The 17,249-nt window shown below is 72.7% G+C and carries 15 protein-coding genes; 5 read left to right on the forward strand and 10 right to left on the reverse strand.

Translation table 11 applies throughout. The features are described from left to right. Nucleotides 1–124 precede the first annotated feature (124 nt). The 3 genes from ACIGA3_RS21530 to ACIGA3_RS21540 all read left to right on the forward strand — a co-directional run bounded on the left by ACIGA3_RS21530 (nucleotide 125) and on the right by ACIGA3_RS21540 (nucleotide 3,223). On the forward strand, nucleotides 125–778 hold the full coding sequence (locus tag ACIGA3_RS21530; protein WP_399717979.1) for a bifunctional DNA primase/polymerase: 654 nt from the start codon (nucleotides 125–127) through the stop codon (nucleotides 776–778). Between the two features lie 70 nt (nucleotides 779–848). After that, nucleotides 849–1,625 carry an ABC transporter ATP-binding protein gene (locus ACIGA3_RS21535; RefSeq protein WP_399717981.1) on the forward strand — a complete coding sequence of 259 codons (777 nt, stop codon included), beginning with the start codon at nucleotides 849–851 and terminating at the stop codon, nucleotides 1,623–1,625. After that, nucleotides 1,622–3,223 carry a transporter gene (locus ACIGA3_RS21540; protein ID WP_399717984.1) on the forward strand — a complete coding sequence of 534 codons (1,602 nt, stop codon included), beginning with the start codon at nucleotides 1,622–1,624 and terminating at the stop codon, nucleotides 3,221–3,223. Before ACIGA3_RS21535 ends, ACIGA3_RS21540 begins: the two co-directional genes overlap by 4 nt. 58 nt (nucleotides 3,224–3,281) lie before the next feature. On the opposite strand, the gene ACIGA3_RS21545 is transcribed toward ACIGA3_RS21540, so the two are convergent. Together ACIGA3_RS21545 and ACIGA3_RS21550 are read right to left on the reverse strand one after the other, a co-directional pair. Continuing rightward, nucleotides 3,282–4,142 carry an alpha/beta fold hydrolase gene (locus tag ACIGA3_RS21545; RefSeq protein ID WP_399717987.1) on the reverse strand — a complete coding sequence of 287 codons (861 nt, stop codon included), beginning with the start codon at nucleotides 4,140–4,142 and terminating at the stop codon, nucleotides 3,282–3,284. Between the two features lie 315 nt (nucleotides 4,143–4,457). Next, nucleotides 4,458–5,150 (reverse strand): metal-dependent transcriptional regulator, encoded by a 693-nt coding sequence (locus ACIGA3_RS21550; RefSeq protein WP_389005034.1) that lies wholly within the window; start codon nucleotides 5,148–5,150, stop codon nucleotides 4,458–4,460. Between the two features lie 213 nt (nucleotides 5,151–5,363). Here ACIGA3_RS21550 and ACIGA3_RS21555 point away from each other — a divergent pair, with 213 nt between their 5' ends. Then, nucleotides 5,364–6,119: an SIS domain-containing protein gene (locus ACIGA3_RS21555; protein WP_399717989.1), complete on the forward strand. Its 756-nt coding sequence runs from the start codon at nucleotides 5,364–5,366 to the stop codon at nucleotides 6,117–6,119. A gap of 30 nt (nucleotides 6,120–6,149) precedes the next feature. Here the strand turns inward: ACIGA3_RS21555 and ACIGA3_RS21560 are convergent, their stop codons facing one another. Both ACIGA3_RS21560 and pdxH read right to left on the reverse strand, forming a co-directional pair. Continuing rightward, a complete protein-coding gene (locus ACIGA3_RS21560) occupies nucleotides 6,150–7,514 on the reverse strand; it encodes a PAS domain-containing protein (RefSeq protein ID WP_399717992.1) in 1,365 nt (454 codons plus the stop codon). A 385-nt stretch (nucleotides 7,515–7,899) separates the two neighbouring features. After that, a complete protein-coding gene (pdxH, locus tag ACIGA3_RS21565; protein WP_399717995.1) occupies nucleotides 7,900–8,610 on the reverse strand; it encodes a pyridoxamine 5'-phosphate oxidase in 711 nt (236 codons plus the stop codon). 151 nt (nucleotides 8,611–8,761) lie between these two features. Here pdxH and ACIGA3_RS21570 point away from each other — a divergent pair, with 151 nt between their 5' ends. Next, a complete protein-coding gene (locus tag ACIGA3_RS21570; RefSeq protein ID WP_399717997.1) occupies nucleotides 8,762–9,862 on the forward strand; it encodes a citrate synthase 2 in 1,101 nt (366 codons plus the stop codon). 104 nt (nucleotides 9,863–9,966) lie between these two features. Here ACIGA3_RS21570 and ACIGA3_RS21575 read toward each other — a convergent pair whose 3' ends face one another. The 6 genes from ACIGA3_RS21575 to ACIGA3_RS21600 all read right to left on the reverse strand — a co-directional run bounded on the left by ACIGA3_RS21575 (nucleotide 9,967) and on the right by ACIGA3_RS21600 (nucleotide 17,248). Continuing rightward, nucleotides 9,967–10,995, reverse strand: coding sequence for an isopenicillin N synthase family dioxygenase (locus ACIGA3_RS21575; RefSeq protein WP_399717999.1), 1,029 nt, complete (start codon nucleotides 10,993–10,995; stop codon nucleotides 9,967–9,969). A 246-nt stretch (nucleotides 10,996–11,241) separates the two neighbouring features. Continuing rightward, entirely contained in the window at nucleotides 11,242–11,847 is a 606-nt protein-coding gene (locus tag ACIGA3_RS21580; protein WP_399718000.1) for a TetR/AcrR family transcriptional regulator, read from the reverse strand. Then, nucleotides 11,835–12,569: an enoyl-CoA hydratase family protein gene (locus ACIGA3_RS21585; protein ID WP_399718003.1), complete on the reverse strand. Its 735-nt coding sequence runs from the start codon at nucleotides 12,567–12,569 to the stop codon at nucleotides 11,835–11,837. Before ACIGA3_RS21585 ends, ACIGA3_RS21580 begins: the two co-directional genes overlap by 13 nt. Continuing rightward, entirely contained in the window at nucleotides 12,566–14,128 is a 1,563-nt protein-coding gene (locus ACIGA3_RS21590; protein WP_399718004.1) for a 4-coumarate--CoA ligase family protein, read from the reverse strand. Before ACIGA3_RS21590 ends, ACIGA3_RS21585 begins: the two co-directional genes overlap by 4 nt. A 23-nt stretch (nucleotides 14,129–14,151) precedes the next feature. Next, the gene (locus tag ACIGA3_RS21595) at nucleotides 14,152–15,312 is read right to left on the reverse strand and encodes an acyl-CoA dehydrogenase family protein (RefSeq protein WP_399718007.1); all 1,161 of its coding nucleotides are present in this window, start codon (nucleotides 15,310–15,312) and stop codon (nucleotides 14,152–14,154) included. Between the two features lie 82 nt (nucleotides 15,313–15,394). Beyond that, complete coding sequence (locus ACIGA3_RS21600) at nucleotides 15,395–17,248, reverse strand: biotin carboxylase N-terminal domain-containing protein (RefSeq protein WP_399718010.1); 1,854 nt, start codon at nucleotides 17,246–17,248, stop codon at nucleotides 15,395–15,397. Between the last annotated feature and the right edge of the window lies 1 nt (nucleotide 17,249).

A 17,249-nucleotide genomic window follows, 5' to 3' on the forward strand; every position in this document is an offset into this window, starting at 1 on the left:
CGCCCGTTGGTTCCCCCCACGCGCCCCCGTCCGTGCTCCCATGCGCCCCGGCCGCCGGACCGGTGTGCCGCCCCGCCGCGCGGCCGGACCGTAACTCCAGGTGGGCGCGGGAGTTGAGTGGGGCGTGGACGAGACGACCGCGGGCCCGGAAACGGCCCGGATTCCGCCCCAGCGCGGGGAACCGCTGCTGGAGGCCGCCGTTGCCTACGCCGAGGAGCGGCACTGGGACGTGCTGGCGGGCAGCTGGCTGGAGGACTTCGGCGGGGTGCGGTACTGCTCCTGCGGCGACACCGTCTGCCCCGCGCCGGGCGCACACCCCACGCGCCCCGACTGGGCCACGCGGGCGACCGGCAGCACGAACGTGGTCCGGCGGATGTGGCAGGCGCAGCCCACGGCGTCGATCCTGCTGCCGACGGGCCGCACCTTCGACGCGCTGTCCGTGCCCGAGAGCGCCGGGTTCCTGGCGCTGGCCCGGATGCGGCGCATGGAGCTGAACATCGGCCCGGTGACGCTCACCCCGGACCGGCAGATGCAGTTCTTCGTGCTGCCGGGCGGTGCGGCGAAGACGCCGGAACTGGTGCGGCAGCTGGGCTGGACGACGTACGCGCGGGACCTGGTGCCGCTGGGCGCGGGACGGTACGTGGCCGCGCCGCCGACCCGGGTCGGTTCGCGGGGTGCGGTGCAGTGGGCGTGCCGTCCCACGCCCGCCAACCGGTGGCTGCCGGACGCGGAGGAACTGGTCCCGCCGCTCGCGTACGCCTGCGGCCGGGACTTCTGAGCCGTACCCGGAGCCGGGGGTTCCACCGCACGGGTGCCCCGGACAGGGCTGTCACCGTAGGGTTTCCGTCATGACAGAGGCAGCGGTGCGGGTACGGGGACTCTGGAAGCAGTTCGGGCAGCACATCGCGGTCGGTGGCATCGATCTCGATCTGCCGGCCGGGAAGTTCATCGGGCTGGTGGGCCCGAACGGGGCGGGCAAGACGACCACCCTGTCGATGGTGACCGGTCTGCTCCGGCCCGATCAGGGGTCCGTCGAGATCGTCGGGCACGACGTGTGGCGGGACCCGGTGGCGGTGAAGTCCCGGATCGGGGTGCTGCCGGAGGGGCTGCGGCTGTTCGAACGACTGTCCGGCCGTGAACTGCTGGCCTACAGCGGCCGGTTGCGCGGGCTGCCGGGCGCCGAGGTGGACAAGCGGGCGACCCAGCTGCTGGACGTGCTGGATCTCGCCGGGTCGCAGCACAAGCTCGTCGTCGACTACTCGACCGGTATGCGCAAGAAGATCGGACTGGCCGCCGCGCTGCTGCACAACCCCGAAGTGCTGTTCCTCGACGAGCCGTTCGAGGGCGTCGACCCGGTCTCCGCGCAGATCATCCGGGGCGTCCTGGAGCGGTACACCGCCTCCGGCGCCACCGTGGTGTTCTCCTCGCACGTGATGGAGCTGGTGGAGTCGCTGTGCGACTGGGTCGCGGTGCTGGCCGCCGGGCGCATCCGGGCGACCGGGACGCTGGCCGAGGTGCGCGGGGAGCATCCGACCCTCCAGGCCGCGTTCCTGGAGCTGGTGGGCGCGAGCGGCCGGGACGCCGGGTCCGATCTGGACTGGCTCGGCGGCGGGGCGGTCCGATGACGACCGCGACGCCCCCTTCCGTGACCTCGGTACTGGTCCGGCTGAAGCTGTCCCTGCTGCGCAACGGGCTGCGGCAGTCCACGGGCCGGCGTGCCGCGTTCGTCGCCTCGGCGGTCCTCACCCTGGTGTTCGCGCTGCTGCAACTGCTCGGCTTCGTGGCGCTGCGCTTCCAGTCCCACCCGGAGTCCGTCGCCGTGCCGGGTGTCGCGGTGCTGGCGCTGGGCTGGGCGGTGATGCCGCTGTTCTTCCCCGGCGGCGACGAGACGCTGGACCCGACCCGGCTGGTGATGCTGCCCCTGCGGCCCCAGCCGCTGGTACGCGGGCTGCTCGCCGCCTCGCTGGTCGGCATCGGCCCGGTGTTCACGCTGCTGGTGCTGGCGGGCTGCGGGCTGTCCCTGGCCCATGGCGCGGCGGGGTGGCTCTTCGCGGTGGCGGGGGTCGCGCTGGCCCTGCTGACCTGCGTGGCGCTGGCGCGGGCGGTCGCCACGGCCAACGTCCGGCTGCTGACCAGCCGTAAGGGCCGTGACCTCGCGGTGCTGAGCGGGCTGGTCATCGCCATCGGTGCCCAGCTGGTCAACTTCGGCGCGCAGCGGCTCGGTTCGGGTGGGCTAGGTCAGCTGCGGCCGGTCGCGGACGTGCTGTCCTGGGTGCCGCCCGCCTCGGCGCTGGGCGCGGTGCGCTCGGCGAGCGAGGGCTCTTACGGCACGGCGCTGGCCCAACTGGCGCTGTGCGCGCTGATGCTGGTGCTGCTGATCGGCGCGTGGGCGCGCAGCCTGACCCGGCTGATGACCTCGCCGGACGGCTCCACGCTCCAGGTGGCCGACGACGGCGGCCGCGACCGTGCCTCCGCCGGTCTGGCCCGGCTGCTGCCGGCCGGCCGTACGGGAGCGGTGATGGAGCGGACCCTGCGCTACATCTGGCGCGATCCGAAGACCAAGGCGGCGTGGGTGACCTCGCTGGCGATCGGCCTGATCGTGCCGGTGTTCAACGCGATCCAGGGCACCGGGTCGCTGTACTTCGCGTGCTTCGCCTCCGGGATGCTCGGCATCCAGATGTACAACCAGTTCGGGCAGGACACCTCCGCGTTCTGGATGGTGGCCATGACCATCTCCTCCACCCGCGACGCCTACGCCGAGCTGCGCGGCCGGGCGCTGGCCCTGCTGCTGATCACGCTGCCGTACGCCACGCTCGTCACCGTGGTCACCACCGCGCTGCTGGGCGACTGGTCCCGGCTGCCCGAGGTGCTGGGGCTCTCCCTGGCGCTGCTGGGCGCGATGCTCGCCACCGGCGCCTGGACCTCGGCCCGCTCCCCGTACTCGATACCGCAGGAGGGCCACAAGAACGTGGCCCCCGGTCAGGCGGGGCTCGCCTGGATCTCCATCTTCGGCGGCATGGTCGCGGCCGCCCTGCTGTGCTCCCCGGTCATCGCGGCGACGATCTGGCTGAACGTCAGCGAGCAGGGCGCCGGCTGGTCCTGGCTCCTGCTCCCGGCGGGCGTGGCCTACGGAGCGGCCCTGGCCCTGACCGGCCTCCGCCTGGCAGCCCCGAGGACTGCGGCCCGGCTGCCGGAGATCCTGACGGCGGTGAGCAAGGGGTAGGCGGCGGCGCTTCGACCGGGGGGCGGGGGCAGGTGCTCCCAGGGCCGGACGGTCAAGCTCAGGGCGTGTCCAGCGTGGTCAGGAACTGGTCCAGTACCGACTGCCAGGCCGCCGGCTGGTCGTAGTGGGGGACGTGGCCCGCTTCGGGGATCTCGGCGTAGTGGCCGTGGGGCAGGACGCGGACCATTTCCTGGGCCTCGGCGCGGCCGAGTTCGCCGTCCAGGCCGCGGACGACGAGGGTGGGGCAGCGGACCTGGGTGAGTTCGTCCCAGTGGGCGTCGTGGACCCAGGTCTCGCGGGTGCGGAGCATGCGGTCGGGGTCGAACAGGGGGCGCCAGCCGTCGGCGGACTCGTACATGACCTCGGCGTAGAAGGCTCCGCGCGCGGGGTCGGGGCGCTCAAGGCGGGGATCGTCCTCGGCGAACCAGCGCCGGACGTCGGCGAGGGTGGTGAAAGGCAGCGGCCAGGAGCGGAACCAGTCGGCCCACTCCCGCTGCGAGGCGGCGCCCAGCGCGGAGGCCCGCATGTCGCAGATGACGAGGCCCCGCACCAGATCCGGGCGGCGGGCGGCGAGCTGCCAGGCGGTGAGGGCGCCCATCGCATGGCCGACCAGGACGGCGGGGGCCAGGGCCAGCTGTTCGAGCGCGGCCTCGGCGTCCTCGACGTACGCCTCGCGGGTGCAGGCCGCCTCCGGGGGCTGGTCGCTCTGGCCGTGCCCGCGCTGGTCGAGCGCGACCGCGCGGTGCCGCCCGGCGAGACCGCGGACGGTGGGCGCCCAGTGCGCGGCGCGCCCCATCAGGCCGTGGAGGAGCAGCACGCCGGGCGCGCCGGGCTCGGCCCCGTCCTTGGGCGGGTCCGCGAACTCCCACGCGGCCAGCCGCACTCCGCCCGCCCCTGTCACCTCGATACGCCGTGCCATCGACCTGGCACCCCCCAGCTCCGCCTGCTTCGTACCGGTGTACTGCCGCTGTCGCTGCCGTGTTGTCGCCGTGGTGCTGCCGTCGCAGATTATCGAATGCCCATTCGACACGGGCGTTCGCTCGACCAACACCCCTCGTTCGAGTGACACCTGAAGAGGAATGATCGCCACCGCCGAGGGGATCTTTTCTGGCGTGGGGGGCGGACCGCTCGGGGAAAAACGGTCCGGAGGGACTGACCCTGGGAGCTCGGGGCTCCGGGTCGGTACCGGGGAGGCGAGGCCCCGGCGCCGCGGCGGCGCCGGGGCCTTCTCCGTTCAGCGCTTGGCGACGAACACGTGGGACGCGACATCGGAGGCAAGCTCGGCCGCCTCGCCGCCGCTGCCCACCAGCACGCCCCCCGCCGACTCGGTCACGCTCACCACCGAGCCGGGCTGCACGCCCGCCCGCCGCAGCGTGTACATCAGCTGGGCGTCCGTCTGGATCGGCTCCCCGATCCGGCGCACCACGACCGTCTTGCCGTCCGAGCCGGGGTCGAGCTCGGCGAGCGAGACCATGCCCTCGTCGAGGAACGGATCGGCGCCGTCCTTCTCGCCCAGCTCCTCAAGACCCGGAATCGGGTTGCCGTACGGCGACTCGGTGGGGTGGCGCAGCAGTTCCAGCACGCGGCGCTCCACCGCCTCGCTCATGACGTGCTCCCAGCGGCACGCCTCCGCGTGCACCTGCTCCCACTCCAGCCCGATCACGTCCACGAGCAGACACTCGGCGAGCCGGTGCTTGCGCATCACGCGCGTGGCCAGCCTGCGGCCCTCCTCGGTCAGCTCCAGGTGACGGTCACTGGCCACGGACACCAGTCCGTCCCGCTCCATGCGCGCCACCGTCTGGCTGACGGTCGGCCCGCTCTGGTCGAGCCGTTCCGCGATGCGGGCGCGCATGGGGACGACGCCTTCCTCTTCCAGTTCGAGGATGGTGCGGAGATACATCTCCGTGGTGTCGATCAGTCCGGACATACGTGCCCCTCGATTACCTCTGCCGAAAGCTCACCGCTCTCGGCGCGTGCGCTGGCCCAGGACTCAATTCTGCCGGATGCCACCGACAATCGTGCCGCGCCGGAGAAACAGCGGGAACCAGCCGCCTTCGGCCGGGAACCGCGGGCCGTATTGACACCGCACTGGTCCAGACCGCACGGTGATCCGCGACACCGAGGCGCGAAGGGGCACCGCATGAGTGACGGCACGCCGGCCGACCTGTTCCTCGACGCCGCGATCGGCCTGCTGCGGCGGGTGCGCGAGGAGGAGAGCGGGGCCGTCGCCGCCGCCGGAACCCTGCTCGCGGACACGGTCGAGTCGGGCGGACGGCTCTTCGCCTTCGGCGCCGGCCACTCCTCGCTCGCCGCCCAGGACGTCGTCTACCGCGCGGGCGGCCTCGCCCTGATGAACCTGCTCGCCGTCCCCGGCGTGGTCGGCGTCGACGTCACCCCGGCCGTCCTCGGCTCCGCCCTGGAGCGCGTCGACGGCCTCGCCTCCGCGGTGCTGGACAGCTCGCCGCTGCGCGACGGCGACGCCCTGGTGATCATCTCCCTGTCCGGCCGCAACGCCCTGCCGGTGGAGATGGCGCTGCACGCGCGCGCCCTCGGCATCAAGGTCATCGGCGTCACCTCGGTCGCCTACGCCACCGAAACCGCCTCCCGGCACTCCTCGGGCACGTTCCTGAAGGACCACTGCGACGTCGTACTGGACTCCAAGATCGCGGTCGGCGACGCGGAGCTGACCCTCGACACCGTCCCGGCGCCCTTCGCGCCCGCCTCCACGGTGGTCACCTCGGCCCTGATGCAGTCCGTGCTGGCGACAGCCGCCGCCACCCTGGCCGACCGGGGAGTCGAGCCCCCGCTGCTGCGGTCGGGGAACGTGGACGGCGGGCACGAGTGGAACGCCCGGATCATGGAGAAGTACGGCGACCGGATCTTCTACCACCACTGAGAACGCCGTCCATCAGCCGCCGTCGGCGGTTCAGACCTGCTTGGTCCCCCGTGCCGCGTCGGCCAGGTCGAGCGCGGCGGCGATGCGGGCCGCCACCTCTTCCCCGTAGGTCGTGTCCGAGCGGTCGAAGCCGTCGCGGGACGGGCCGCGCAGGAAGGTCAGCACGCCCAGGGTCCGGCCCCGGCTGCGCAGCGGGGTGCACAGCGCGTGCGCGGTGTCGGCGGGCCAGTGCCGGGTGCGGGCCCACTCACGCGCCCGCCCGGCCGGCACACCCCCCACATCGGCGCGTACGGTGCCGCCGCGCTCGGTGCACCGGGGTGCCGGGTGGTCCGGGGCGTAGCGGACGGGCAGGCCGGTGAGGGCGTCGGCGCCCGGTGTCCCGGCGGGCGTGGCGGCGAGGCGCTCCAGCCGGACCGTCTCCCCGCGCGTGTCGGTCAGCCGGTCCAGCAGGGCGTGGTCGGCGAAACCGGCGAGGGCGAACTCCAGGTGGACGACGGCCGCTTCGGCGGGGTCCTCGCACTCGGCGGCGGCGCGGGCCGCGCGGTGCAGCTGGTTGGCGCGGAACCGCAGCAGGGACGCATCCCGCTCGCCCTGCCGGGCCTCGGTGACGTCCTGGAAGAGCCAGCCGACCCCGAGCGGCACCGGTTCCTGGCCCAGCGGTGAGGCGAGCCGCACGAACCCGCTGCGCCAGCAGCGCCGCCGCTCCCCCTCGGCCGTACGCACGGTCAGCCACAGCTCGACCGGGCCGGGCGGGGCGCCCTCGGCCAGCACATGGGTGAGCGCGCTCTCCAGCTCCTCCACGCCCTGCGCGAGGACTTCGCCGAGCGGCCGCCCGAGCGCGCCGGTGCGGCCGACTCCCAGGGCGCGGGCGGCGTGCGCGTTGACGACGGCCGGGCGCAGGTCGGCGTCGATGAGGACGACGCCCCAGGACGCGTCCTCGAACAGGGCCTCGCTCAGCGCGATGGACCGCTCCAGGTCGATCTGGGTGTGCACCTCGCTGAAGGCGCAGTACAGGCCCGCCGGGCGGCCGTCCGGCCCCCGCACGGCGGCCGACTGGGTGCGGACGAGGACCCGGCGGCCGTCCTTGGTGACGAGGGCGAACTCGTGGACCTGGCGGCCGGCTGCGCGCATCGCGGACCGCAGCCGCTCCCGCACCTCCTCGGCGTCGGCGCTGCGCACCGCCCAGCCGGCGAAGCCGGGGCGGCCGACCGCCTCGGCGGCGCTCCAGCCCAGGATGCGTGTCGCCTCGCGGTTCCAGTGGGTGACGGTGCCGTCGGCGTCGAAGGCGCACAGGGCGGCGTCCATGCCGTCCAGCAGGGCGGCGAGCAGGTCGGCGCCGCCCGGTTCCTCCGGTCCCAGCTCGTCGGTGGTCCCACTGCGCCGGGAAGCACTCACCCTGGTCCCCCTTGAACGATCCGTCCGGCTGACGGCGTCAATGGTCATTCAACTCGACCGTGACCCAGCCCACACGCGGTTCCGCCAGATTGCGGCGGTGAAAATCACTTGAACCGCGCGTGCCCCGTTTTTTAGGCTGGCGGCACACGGAAGGGAGGTGGTTCGGCAGATGTATGGAAACCGGACGCGTGAGGTGGCTGCGGGCTAGCGGCCCGTCACCACACCGAGTGCGGTGCCGGACCAGCGCGTGATTCAGGCGTGCGGCCGGCCCAATCCCAGCAGTCACCCGACCCGCGAGTTCGCCGGTACGTCCGGCCGGCTCCCCGCCGCACGGCGGAGGAACCAGAACTCGCGGGTCGTTCCGTGTTTGCGGGCTCGTGCGCGCTTAAGGGCTGAGCCGTTCCGTCGTCCAGGAGCCGTCCGGTGTGGCGGTGTACCGAAGCCGGTCGTGCAGCCGGTTCTCCCGGCCCTGCCAGAACTCCACCGTCTCCGGCGCGACCCGGAATCCGCCCCAGTTCTCCGGCACCGGCACCTCCTCGCCCTCGGGGTAGCGGGCGGCGAGTTCGGCGTAGGCGTCGTCCAGTTCGGTGCGGGAGCCGATCACCGTGGACTGGGCGCTGGCCCAGGCGCCGAGCCGGGAGCCGTGCGGGCGGCTGCGGAAGTAGGCGGCGGTCTCCTCGCGGCTCGTGCGCCGGGCGACCCCGCCGACGGTCACCTGGCGGGCGATGGGGTGCCAGGGGAAGAGCAGCGAGATGTACGGGTCCCCGGCGAGGTCGCGGGCCTTGCGGGAGCCGTAGTTGGTGTAGAAGACGAAGCCGTCGCCGTCGTAGCCCTTCATCAGCACCGTGCGGGAGCTGGGGCGGCCGGTGGGGTCCACGGTGGAGACGACCATGGCGTTGGGCTCGTAGAGCGTGCCCAGGACGGCGGCGCGGGCGGCGTCCGCGAACCAGCGGGCGAACTGGTCCATCGGATGCGCGGCGAGTTCCTCCTCGCCCAGCCCGTGCGCCCGGTACTGCTTGCGCATGAACGCGGGGTCCACGGCCGGATCGGGCTTCGGGGTGAGATCGCGGTCGGTCACCCGGTCATCCTGCCGCATCGCACGAACGTGGCACTCAGTGCCGCAGGGACTCCCCAAGAGTGGCACTCAGGGCTATCGTGCTGTTCCCGCCTCCCGTAACGGGTGACCCCCGTGCGTGTGGGGCAGTACCGGTGATGACCACCACCGACCCAGACTGAGGAGCCGCCTTATGTCCGAGTTCGTTCCCGGACTAGAGGGAGTCGTCGCTTTCGAGACCGAGATCGCCGAACCGGACAAGGAGGGCGGGTCGCTCCGCTACCGGGGCGTCGACATCGAGGACCTCGTCGGGCACGTGTCCTTCGGGAACGTATGGGGGCTGCTGGTGGACGGCGCCTTCGCGCCGGGCCTGCCGGCCGCCGAGCCGTTCCCGATCCCCGTGCACTCCGGTGACATCCGGGTGGACGTGCAGTCCGCGCTCGCCATGCTGGCACCGGTGTGGGGCCTGCGGCCGCTGCTGGACATCGACGCCGAGCAGGCCCGCGACGACCTCGCCCGCGCCGCCGTCACGGCCCTCTCCTACGTCGCCCAGTCCGCGCGCGGCCAGGGGCTGCCGATGGTGCCGCAGCGGGAGATCGACAGGGCCCGCTCGGTCGTGGAGCGGTTCATGATCCGCTGGCGCGGGGAGCCCGACCCCAAGCACGTCGCCGCCGTCGACGCGTACTGGACCTCCGCCGCCGAGCACGGCATGAACGCCTCCACCTTCACCGCGCGGGTGATCGCCTCCACCGGCGCGGACGTCGCCGCCGCGCTGTCGGGGGCGGTGGGTGCGATGTCCGGGCCGCTGCACGGAGGTGCCCCTTCGCGTGTGCTGGGGATGATCGAGGAGATCGAGCGGACCGGGGACGCCGTCGGGTACGTGAAGAAGGCACTCGACCGGGGTGAGCGGCTCATGGGGTTCGGGCACCGGGTGTACCGGGCCGAGGACCCTCGGGCGCGGGTGCTGCGGCGGACGGCGCGGGAGTTGGGGGCGCCGCGGTTCGAGATCGCCGAGGCGCTGGAGAAGGCGGCGCTGGAGGAGTTGCACAATCGGCGGCCGGACCGTGTGCTGGCCACCAACGTGGAGTTCTGGGCGGCTATTATGCTCGACTTCGCCGAAGTTCCCCCGCACATGTTCACTTCCATGTTCACATGTGCGCGTACCGCTGGGTGGTCGGCGCATATTCTTGAGCAGAAGCGGACGGGGCGGTTGGTGCGGCCTTCTGCGGAATATGTGGGGCCGGGGACTCGGAAGCCTTCTGATATCTCTGGGTTCGAGAATATCGCCCACTGAGCAGGGTGGTTGGGGCGCGGAGAGCGGATGACTCGCCGTTGCGGCTGGTCGCGCCCACGCGGCGGAGCCGCATATCGGGCACGGCCCCGCGCCCCTAAAAGCACCTATGCGGGCGTCAGTAGATTCGCGTGGTGTCTTTCCGCCACCAGCGGGTGCGCGCGGAGTTTTCCCTTCAATTCGTTGTAGCCGTATTCCGCGAAAAGCGGGTTGGACGGGTCCGTCGACACGCCTCGGGCCTTTTCCGCGTACGGGAAAGGTACTGGGGCTATTTTCGCGTCCAGGCTGGGGTTGTAGAAGAAAGGCACCGAGAAGCGTTCGGTGGCGGCGGGCGGGCTCACCACGCGGTGGTTCGTCGCCACCAGGTAGCCGTTCGTGGCCACCTCCAGGAGTTCGCCCAGGTTGACCACGAACGCACCCTCCAGGGGCGGGACTTCGTGGAAGCGGCCGTCGTCGCGCTGGACCTGGAGGCCGCCGACCGTGTCCTGGAGGAGCAGGGTGAGGAAGCCGTAGTCCTTGTGCGCGCCGACCCCCTGGTCGGTGCCGTCGCCCGCGCTGCCGGGGTAGCGGACCAGCTTGAGGTGCGGATGGGCGTGGGCGCCGAAGACCGGGTCGTAGAAGCCGGCCGGGGCGCCGATGGCGGTGAGCAGCTCGCGCAGCAGGCGCTGGGCGACCGCGCTGAGCCGCTCGACCCAGGCGAGCGCGGCGGTGCGCAGCTCGGGCAGGGCGGCCGGCCACTGGTTGGGGCCCTGCAGCCACCAGTACGGCGGCTCGCCGGGGCCGGGCACGCGGGCCGGGCGCTCGGCGCCGATGTCGAGCTGGTCGCGCCAGTCACGGGCGCCGCCGGTGCGCTCGTCACCGGTGCGGGTGTAGCCCCTGAAGTGGGGGGAGTTGACGTTGTCCAGGGCGAGCCGGTCGGCCTCGGGCAGCGCGAAGAAGGCTCGCATCGCGGAGGTCAGGGCGTCGGTCTCGGCCTGGGTCACACCGTGCCCGGTGAGCTGGAAGAAGCCCACGTCATGGGCGGCACTGTGCAGCCGGGCGTGGAACAGGGCCCGCTCCTCCGGGCCGCGGTCGGCGGCCGAGAGGTCGATGATCGGAAGCTGGGCGTACGACGGGTTCGCCGCGTGAGTCGTCATGGTGCGTCCGCGAGGTGTACGGGGCACGGGCAGCCGCGAGGGGTGTGGCGGCCCCCTGGTGCCGGACGAAGAGAAGAAGGAAGACGAGAAGAGGGGGCTGGATCAGGCGGAGCGCCGACAGCCCATGCTCGTGACGCGCACGTAGTCCACGTGGCGGCGTCGGACGAGCATCGGAAGCATGGGCCCAGAGTACTGCGGGCCTTCGATTTCGCGTGTGACGCGGGTCACTCCTGGTGCCACCGGGGCTCAGCCGAGGGCGTCGTCCAGCAGGGCCGCCCACTGGGCCACGACCCGCTCGCGGCGGGCGGTGTCGTCGGTGAGCAGGGTGGCGAGGCCGAGGCCGCGCGCCATGTCGAGCAGCCCCTGCACGCTCTCGCGCACACCGGGCCGGGACTCGTCGGCGCCGAGGAGTTCCACGGCGATCCGGTGGCTCTCGCGGCCGACGCGGGCCTCCAGCTCGGTGACCCGGCCGCGCAGCTGCTCCTCGTTGGCGGCGGCCACCCACAGCTGGAGCGCGGCCCGGAAAAGCGGGCCGGTGTACAGGCCGACCAGGGCGGAGACCACGGCCGGGCGGTCGCCGGGACCGTCGGGAAACAGGTCGCGCAGCGCGCTGGAGCGCCGTTCGGCGACGTACTCGACGGCGGCGGTGAACAGGTCCTCGCGGGTGGGGAAATGGTGCTGGGCCGCGCCCCGCGAGACGCCCGCGCGTTCGGCGACGACGGCGACCGTGGAGCCCGCCCAGCCGTGTTCGGCGAGGCAGGCCACGGCGGCCTCCAGCAACCGCAGCCGGGTGGCCCGGCTGCGGTCCTGCTTGGGTACGCGGTCGCGTTCCGCCGTACTCACACCACCCATGCCGCATCCCGTCTTTCCAGGAAGGCCGCCATCCCCTCCCTGGCCTCGGGGGCGGAGAACAGCCGGGCCGAGAGCGCGGTGAGCCGGCCCGCGTCCCGGTCGAACGTCTCCAGCACCCTAGCCGTGAGCAGGCCCTTCGTCGCGGCGAGGGCCTCGGGCGAGGAGCGGCGCAGGCCGTCCAGGACGGGGGCGAGGGCGTCGTCCACGTCGTCGCCGGTGAGCGTGAGCAGGCCGAGCCGTACCGCCTCGGCGGGGCCGAAGCGTTCGCCGGTGAGGTAGTAGCGGGCCAGCTTGCGCGGGTCGGTGCGCGGGAGCAGCGGCAGGGAGATCACGGCCGGGGCGACCCCGATGCGGACCTCGGTGAACGCGAACGTGCCCTCGGCCGAGGAGGCGGCGATGTCGCATGCGCCGACCAGCCCGAGCCCGCCCGCGCGGACGTGCCCGGTGATCCGGGCGACCACCGGCTTGGGCAGCTCCACGAGCTGCCGCAGCAGGCCGACCAGGGCATCCGGGTGGGGCGGGTCGCGCAGATCCGCCCCGGCGCAGAAGGTGTTGCCGGTGTGGGTGAGCACCACCGCCCGGACACCAGGCTCCTTCGCGGACTCCGCCAGGGCTTCCGCGAGTTCGGCGACCAGCGGCGCGGAGAGGGCGTTGCGGGTGTCCGGGGAGTCCAGGCTGAGGGTCTCCACGGCGCGGGTGCGGGTGCGTCCGACGAGGGTCATGGGCGCAGCTCCCGGCGCAGGATCTTGCCGGAGGCGGCGCGGGGCACGCCGTCGGTGAAGGTGACCCCGCGCACCCGTTTGTACGGCGCGACGCGCTCGCCCACGTACAGCATGACGTCGTTGGCGCTCAGGTCCGGCGCGGTGCGCTGGCGGACGACGAAGGCGTGCGGGGCCTCGTTGCCGTCCTCGTTGACGATGCCGATGACGGCCGCGTCCGCGATGCCGGGGTGGGTGAGCAGCAGGGCCTCCAGTTCGGCGGGGGCCACCTGGAACCCCTTGTACTTGATGAGTTCCTTCACCCGGTCCACCACGAACAGCCAGCCTTCGTCGTCCACTTGGCCGACGTCTCCGGTGTGCAGCCAGCCGTCGGTGTCGATCATCGCGGTGGTGGCGTCGGGGCGGCCGAGGTAGCCCTTCATGATCTGCGGGCCCCGGATGAGGATCTCGCCGCGCTCGCCGGTGCCGAGGTCCTTGGCGGGGTCGTCCAGGGAGACGATCCGCATCTCGGTGCCGGCGATGAGCCTGCCGACCGTGCCGGGCGGCGCGTCGCGCAGGTGGGCGAGCGGGACGACGTGGGTGCCGGGCGACAGCTCCGTCATGCCGTACGCCTGACCCAGCGGCGGCAGCCCGAGCCGGTCGGCGCAGGCCGCGGCGAGGGTCGCGTCCAGCGGGGCGGCGGCGCTGATCACGTACTTCAGCGAGGAGAGGTCGTACCGGGCGACCGAGGGGTGCTTGGCGAGGGCGAGCACGATCGGCGGGGCGACGTAGAGGCCGGTGATGCGGTGGGTCTCGATCGCCGCGAGGAAGGTGTCCAGCTCGAAGCGGGGCAGCACGACCACCGTGGCGCCCTTGCGCAGGGGCGCGTTCATCAGTGCGGTGAGGCCGTAGATGTGGAAGAACGGCAGCACCGCGAGGATGCGCTCGCCGGGCTCCACGCTTACGGCGGGCTCCAGTTGGGCGAGGTTGGTGGCGATCTGCCGGTGGGTGAGCATCACCCCCTTGGGGGTACCGGTGGTGCCGGAGGAGTACGGCAGCACGGCGATGTCCTCGGCGGGGTCGACCGTGATGTCCGGCTCGGGTGCGCCGGTGGCGAGCAGCTCGGTCAGTGACCGGTGGCCGGACGCCTGGTCGCAGACGAAGATCTCCCTTACCCCGCCCGCGAGTTCGGCGGCTCTGCGGGCCGTCGGCAGCAGCGGGGAGACGGTGATCAGCCAGCGGGCCGAGCTGTCGGCGAGCTGCTTGGCCAGCTCTTCCGGGGTGTGCAGCGGGTGCGCGGTGGTGACGGTCGCGCCCGCGCGGGTGGCCGCGTAGAAGGCGAGCGGGAACGCGATGGTGTTGGGGCTGTGCAGGGCGAGTACATCACCCTTGCGCATCCCGGCCTCCACGAGAGCCGCGGCCAGCCTCCGGTGCAGCACGTCGAGTTGGGCATAGGTGATGGTGGTGCCGTCCACCCCGTCGATCAGCGCGGGCCGGTCTCCGTGGGCTGCGGCTTCGCCCAGGACGGCGTCGTGGATGGGCAGTTCGACGGGCGGGACCTCGGCGTACGGGCTGTGGAACATGGTTCCTCCGAACGTCGGTCGGTCTAGTACGACTTGGGCAGGCCGAGGGTCTGGTGGGAGACGTAGTTGAGGATCATCTCCCGGCTCACCGGGGCGATCCGGGCCACCCGCGCGGCGGTGATCAGCGAGGCGAGGCCGAACTCGCGGGTCAGGCCATTGCCGCCGAGGGTGTGCACGGCCTGGTCGACGGCCCGTACGCACGCCTCACCGGCCGCGTACTTGGCCATGTTGGCCGCCTCGCCCGCGCCGATGTCGTCCCCGGCGTCATAGAGGCCGGCCGCCTTCTGCATCATCAACTTGGCCAGTTCCAGGTCGATGTGGGCCTGCGCGAGGGGGTGTGCGATGGCCTGGTGGGCGCCGATGGGGGTCTTCCACACGGTGCGCTCGCGGGCGTACTCGAGCGCCTTGGCCAGCGCGTAGCGGCCCATACCGATGGCGAACGCGGCCGTCATGATGCGCTCCGGGTTCAGCCCGGCGAAGAGCTGGAGCAGCCCGGCGTCCTCGTCGCCCACCAGGGCGTCGGCGGGCAGCCGTACGTCGTCCAGGACCAGCTCGAACTGCTTCTCGGCGGCGTTGAACTCCATGTCGATGGGGCTGCGGGTGAAGCCCTCGGCGTCGCGCGGGACGATGAACAGACAGGGCTTGAGCTTGCCGGTGCGGGCGTCCTCGGTGCGGCCGACGATCAGGACGGCGTCGGCGTGGTCCACCCCGGAGATGAACACCTTGCGGCCGGTGAGCAGCCAGTCGTCGCCGTCCCGGCGGGCGGTGGTGGTGATGCGGTGGGAGTTGGAGCCGGCGTCGGGCTCGGTGATGCCGAACGCCATCGTCCGGGTTCCGTCGGCCAGGCCGGGGAGCCAGGCGCGCTTCTGCTCCTCCGTGCCGAAGCGGGCGATCACCGTGCCACAGATGGCCGGGGACACGACGAGCATCAGGAGGGGGGCTCCGGATGCTCCCAACTCTTCTAGGACTATGGAGAGTTCGGCTATGCCGCCGCCTCCGCCACCGTACTCCTCGGGAAGGTTGACGCCCAGGTAGCCCAACTTTGCCGCTTCGGACCAGAGTTCCGTGGGGTAACGGCCCTCGGATACGACTCGGGTGATGTAGTCGCGGCCGTAGCGCTTGCCGAGGGCGGAGACTGCTTTGCGGAGGGCCTGGTGCTCTTCGGATTCGATGAGGGTGGTCACTTTTTCTCCTCCGGGTGCGGCTTGTCGGTGGTTGGTCGCGCTCACGCGGCGTCAGCCGCATATCGATGCAGCCCCGCGCCCCTCAGGGTTGGCTGGGCTCGACGACTGCCAAGAGGGTGCCCATCTCCACCTGGCGGCCCAGGGTCGCCGGGAGAGCCGTCAGTGTGCCGTCCGCCGGGGCGGTGATCCGGTGTTCCATCTTCATCGCCTCCAGCCAGATCAGGGGCTGGCCCGCCTTCACCTCGGCGCCCTCGGTCAGGCCCTCCGCGACGCGGACGACCGTGCCGGGCATGGGGGCAAGGAGGGAGCCGGGGGCGTGTTCGGTGGTGGGGTCGGGGAAGCGGGGCAGGGCGGTGAGGGCGGTGGCGTTCACATGGACGCGGTCGCCGTAGCGGGCGATGTCGAACTTCCGTCGTACGCCGTCCACTTCGAGGACGACCAGGTGCGGGCCGGTGTGCACCACGCGCACCCCGTCCGCCGCCAGCCCGGTGCGGGTGTGCCGGTAGGCGGCCTCGTGTTCCTCCCCCGCCATCTCGTACCGCTTCACCTGCGGGCCCGAGGGCACGTTGCGCCAGCCGCCGAAGCGGGAGCGGCCGTGGGCGTCGGAGAGGGCGGCGGCGAGCGGGGCGTAGGGGTCGGGGGCGGGCTCGGTGAGGGTGGCGAGGTGGCGGTCGTAGAAGCCGGTGTCCATGCGGGCTTCGGTGAACTCCGGGTGCCTGAGCGAGCGGACCAGCAGGTCGCGGTTGGTGGCCGGGCCGTGCAGCGCGGTCCGCTCCAGGGCGCCGGCGAGCCTGCGGACGGCTTCCGTGCGGGTGGGGGCGTGCGCGATGACCTTGGCGAGCATCGGGTCGTAGTGCACGCCGATGGTGTCGCCGTCCGCGCAGCCGGTGTCCAGCCGTACGCCGTCCGGCACGGTGAAGCGGTGCAGGGTGCCGGTCTGCGGGGCCCAGCCGCGCGCCGGGTCCTCCGCGTACAGCCGGGCCTCCACGGCGTGCCCACGCGCGGTCGGCCGCTCGGCCGGGAGGGCGTGGCCTTCGGCGACGCGGATCTGCTCGGCGACCAGGTCGACGCCGAACACCGCCTCGGTGACGGGGTGTTCGACCTGGAGCCGGGTGTTCATCTCCAGGAAGTGGGCCCGGCCGTCGGCCACCAGGAATTCCACGGTGCCCGCGCCCTCGTAGGACACGGCGCGTGTCGCCCGCTCGGCCAGCGCGTACAGCTGCTCGGTGAGCGCGGGCGGCAGCCCGGGCGCCGGGGCCTCCTCGATGACCTTCTGGTGCCTGCGCTGGAGCGAGCAGTCGCGGGTTCCCAGCGTCCACACCGTGCCGTGGGTGTCGGCGAGGACCTGCACCTCGATATGGCGGCCGTTCTCGAGGTACGGCTCCACGAACACCTCGCCGTCCCCGAAGGCGCTCGCGGCCTCGGCGCGGGCGTCCTCCAGCGCGGCGGGCAGCCCGGCGAGGTCGCGTACGACCCGCATGCCGCGTCCGCCGCCGCCCGCCGCCGCCTTGACCAGTACCGGCAGGTCGGCCGGGGTGACGTCGGCCGCGCCGAGCGGGGCGAGACCCATCAGCTCCTTGGCGCGGGTCTTGGACGCCATCGCCTCGATCGCCTCGGGCGGCGGCCCGATCCAGACCAGCCCGGCGTCCCGTACGGCGCGGGCGAAGCCGGCGTTCTCGGAGAGGAAGCCGTAGCCGGGGTGCACGGCGTCCGCACCGGCCGCGAGGGCGGCCTTCACGATGAGGTCGCCGCGCAGATACGTCTCGGCGGGCGCCGCGCCGGGCAGCCGTACCGCTGTGTCGGCCACACGTGTGTGCAGCGCACCCTCATCCGCGTCGGAGTGTATGGCGACGGTACGGATGCCCAGGTCGGCGCAGGTGCGGAAGATACGGCAGGCGATCTCGCCCCGGTTGGCGACGAGCAGGGTGGAAATCATG

It is taken from the genome of Streptomyces sp. NPDC085596, assembly GCF_044541565.1.
GTDB lineage: Bacteria > Actinomycetota > Actinomycetes > Streptomycetales > Streptomycetaceae > Streptomyces.

Excerpts from the sequence above, each read along its gene's own strand:
- ACIGA3_RS21540 (WP_399717984.1), top strand. The coding sequence starts at position 1,622 with ATGACGACCGCGACGCCCCCTTCCGTGACCTCGGTACTGGTCCGGCTG.
- ACIGA3_RS21575 (WP_399717999.1), bottom strand. The coding sequence starts at position 10,995 with ATGACGACTCACGCGGCGAACCCGTCGTACGCCCAGCTTCCGATCATC.
- ACIGA3_RS21590 (WP_399718004.1), bottom strand. The coding sequence starts at position 14,128 with ATGTTCCACAGCCCGTACGCCGAGGTCCCGCCCGTCGAACTGCCCATC.
- ACIGA3_RS21585 (WP_399718003.1), bottom strand. The coding sequence starts at position 12,569 with ATGACCCTCGTCGGACGCACCCGCACCCGCGCCGTGGAGACCCTCAGC.
- ACIGA3_RS21555 (WP_399717989.1), top strand. The coding sequence starts at position 5,364 with ATGAGTGACGGCACGCCGGCCGACCTGTTCCTCGACGCCGCGATCGGC.
- ACIGA3_RS21600 (WP_399718010.1), bottom strand. The coding sequence starts at position 17,248 with ATGATTTCCACCCTGCTCGTCGCCAACCGGGGCGAGATCGCCTGCCGT.
- ACIGA3_RS21570 (WP_399717997.1), top strand. The coding sequence starts at position 8,762 with ATGTCCGAGTTCGTTCCCGGACTAGAGGGAGTCGTCGCTTTCGAGACC.
- pdxH (WP_399717995.1), bottom strand. The coding sequence starts at position 8,610 with ATGCGGCAGGATGACCGGGTGACCGACCGCGATCTCACCCCGAAGCCC.
- ACIGA3_RS21580 (WP_399718000.1), bottom strand. The coding sequence starts at position 11,847 with ATGGGTGGTGTGAGTACGGCGGAACGCGACCGCGTACCCAAGCAGGAC.
- ACIGA3_RS21535 (WP_399717981.1), top strand. The coding sequence starts at position 849 with ATGACAGAGGCAGCGGTGCGGGTACGGGGACTCTGGAAGCAGTTCGGG.
- ACIGA3_RS21545 (WP_399717987.1), bottom strand. The coding sequence starts at position 4,142 with ATGGCACGGCGTATCGAGGTGACAGGGGCGGGCGGAGTGCGGCTGGCC.
- ACIGA3_RS21550 (WP_389005034.1), bottom strand. The coding sequence starts at position 5,150 with ATGTCCGGACTGATCGACACCACGGAGATGTATCTCCGCACCATCCTC.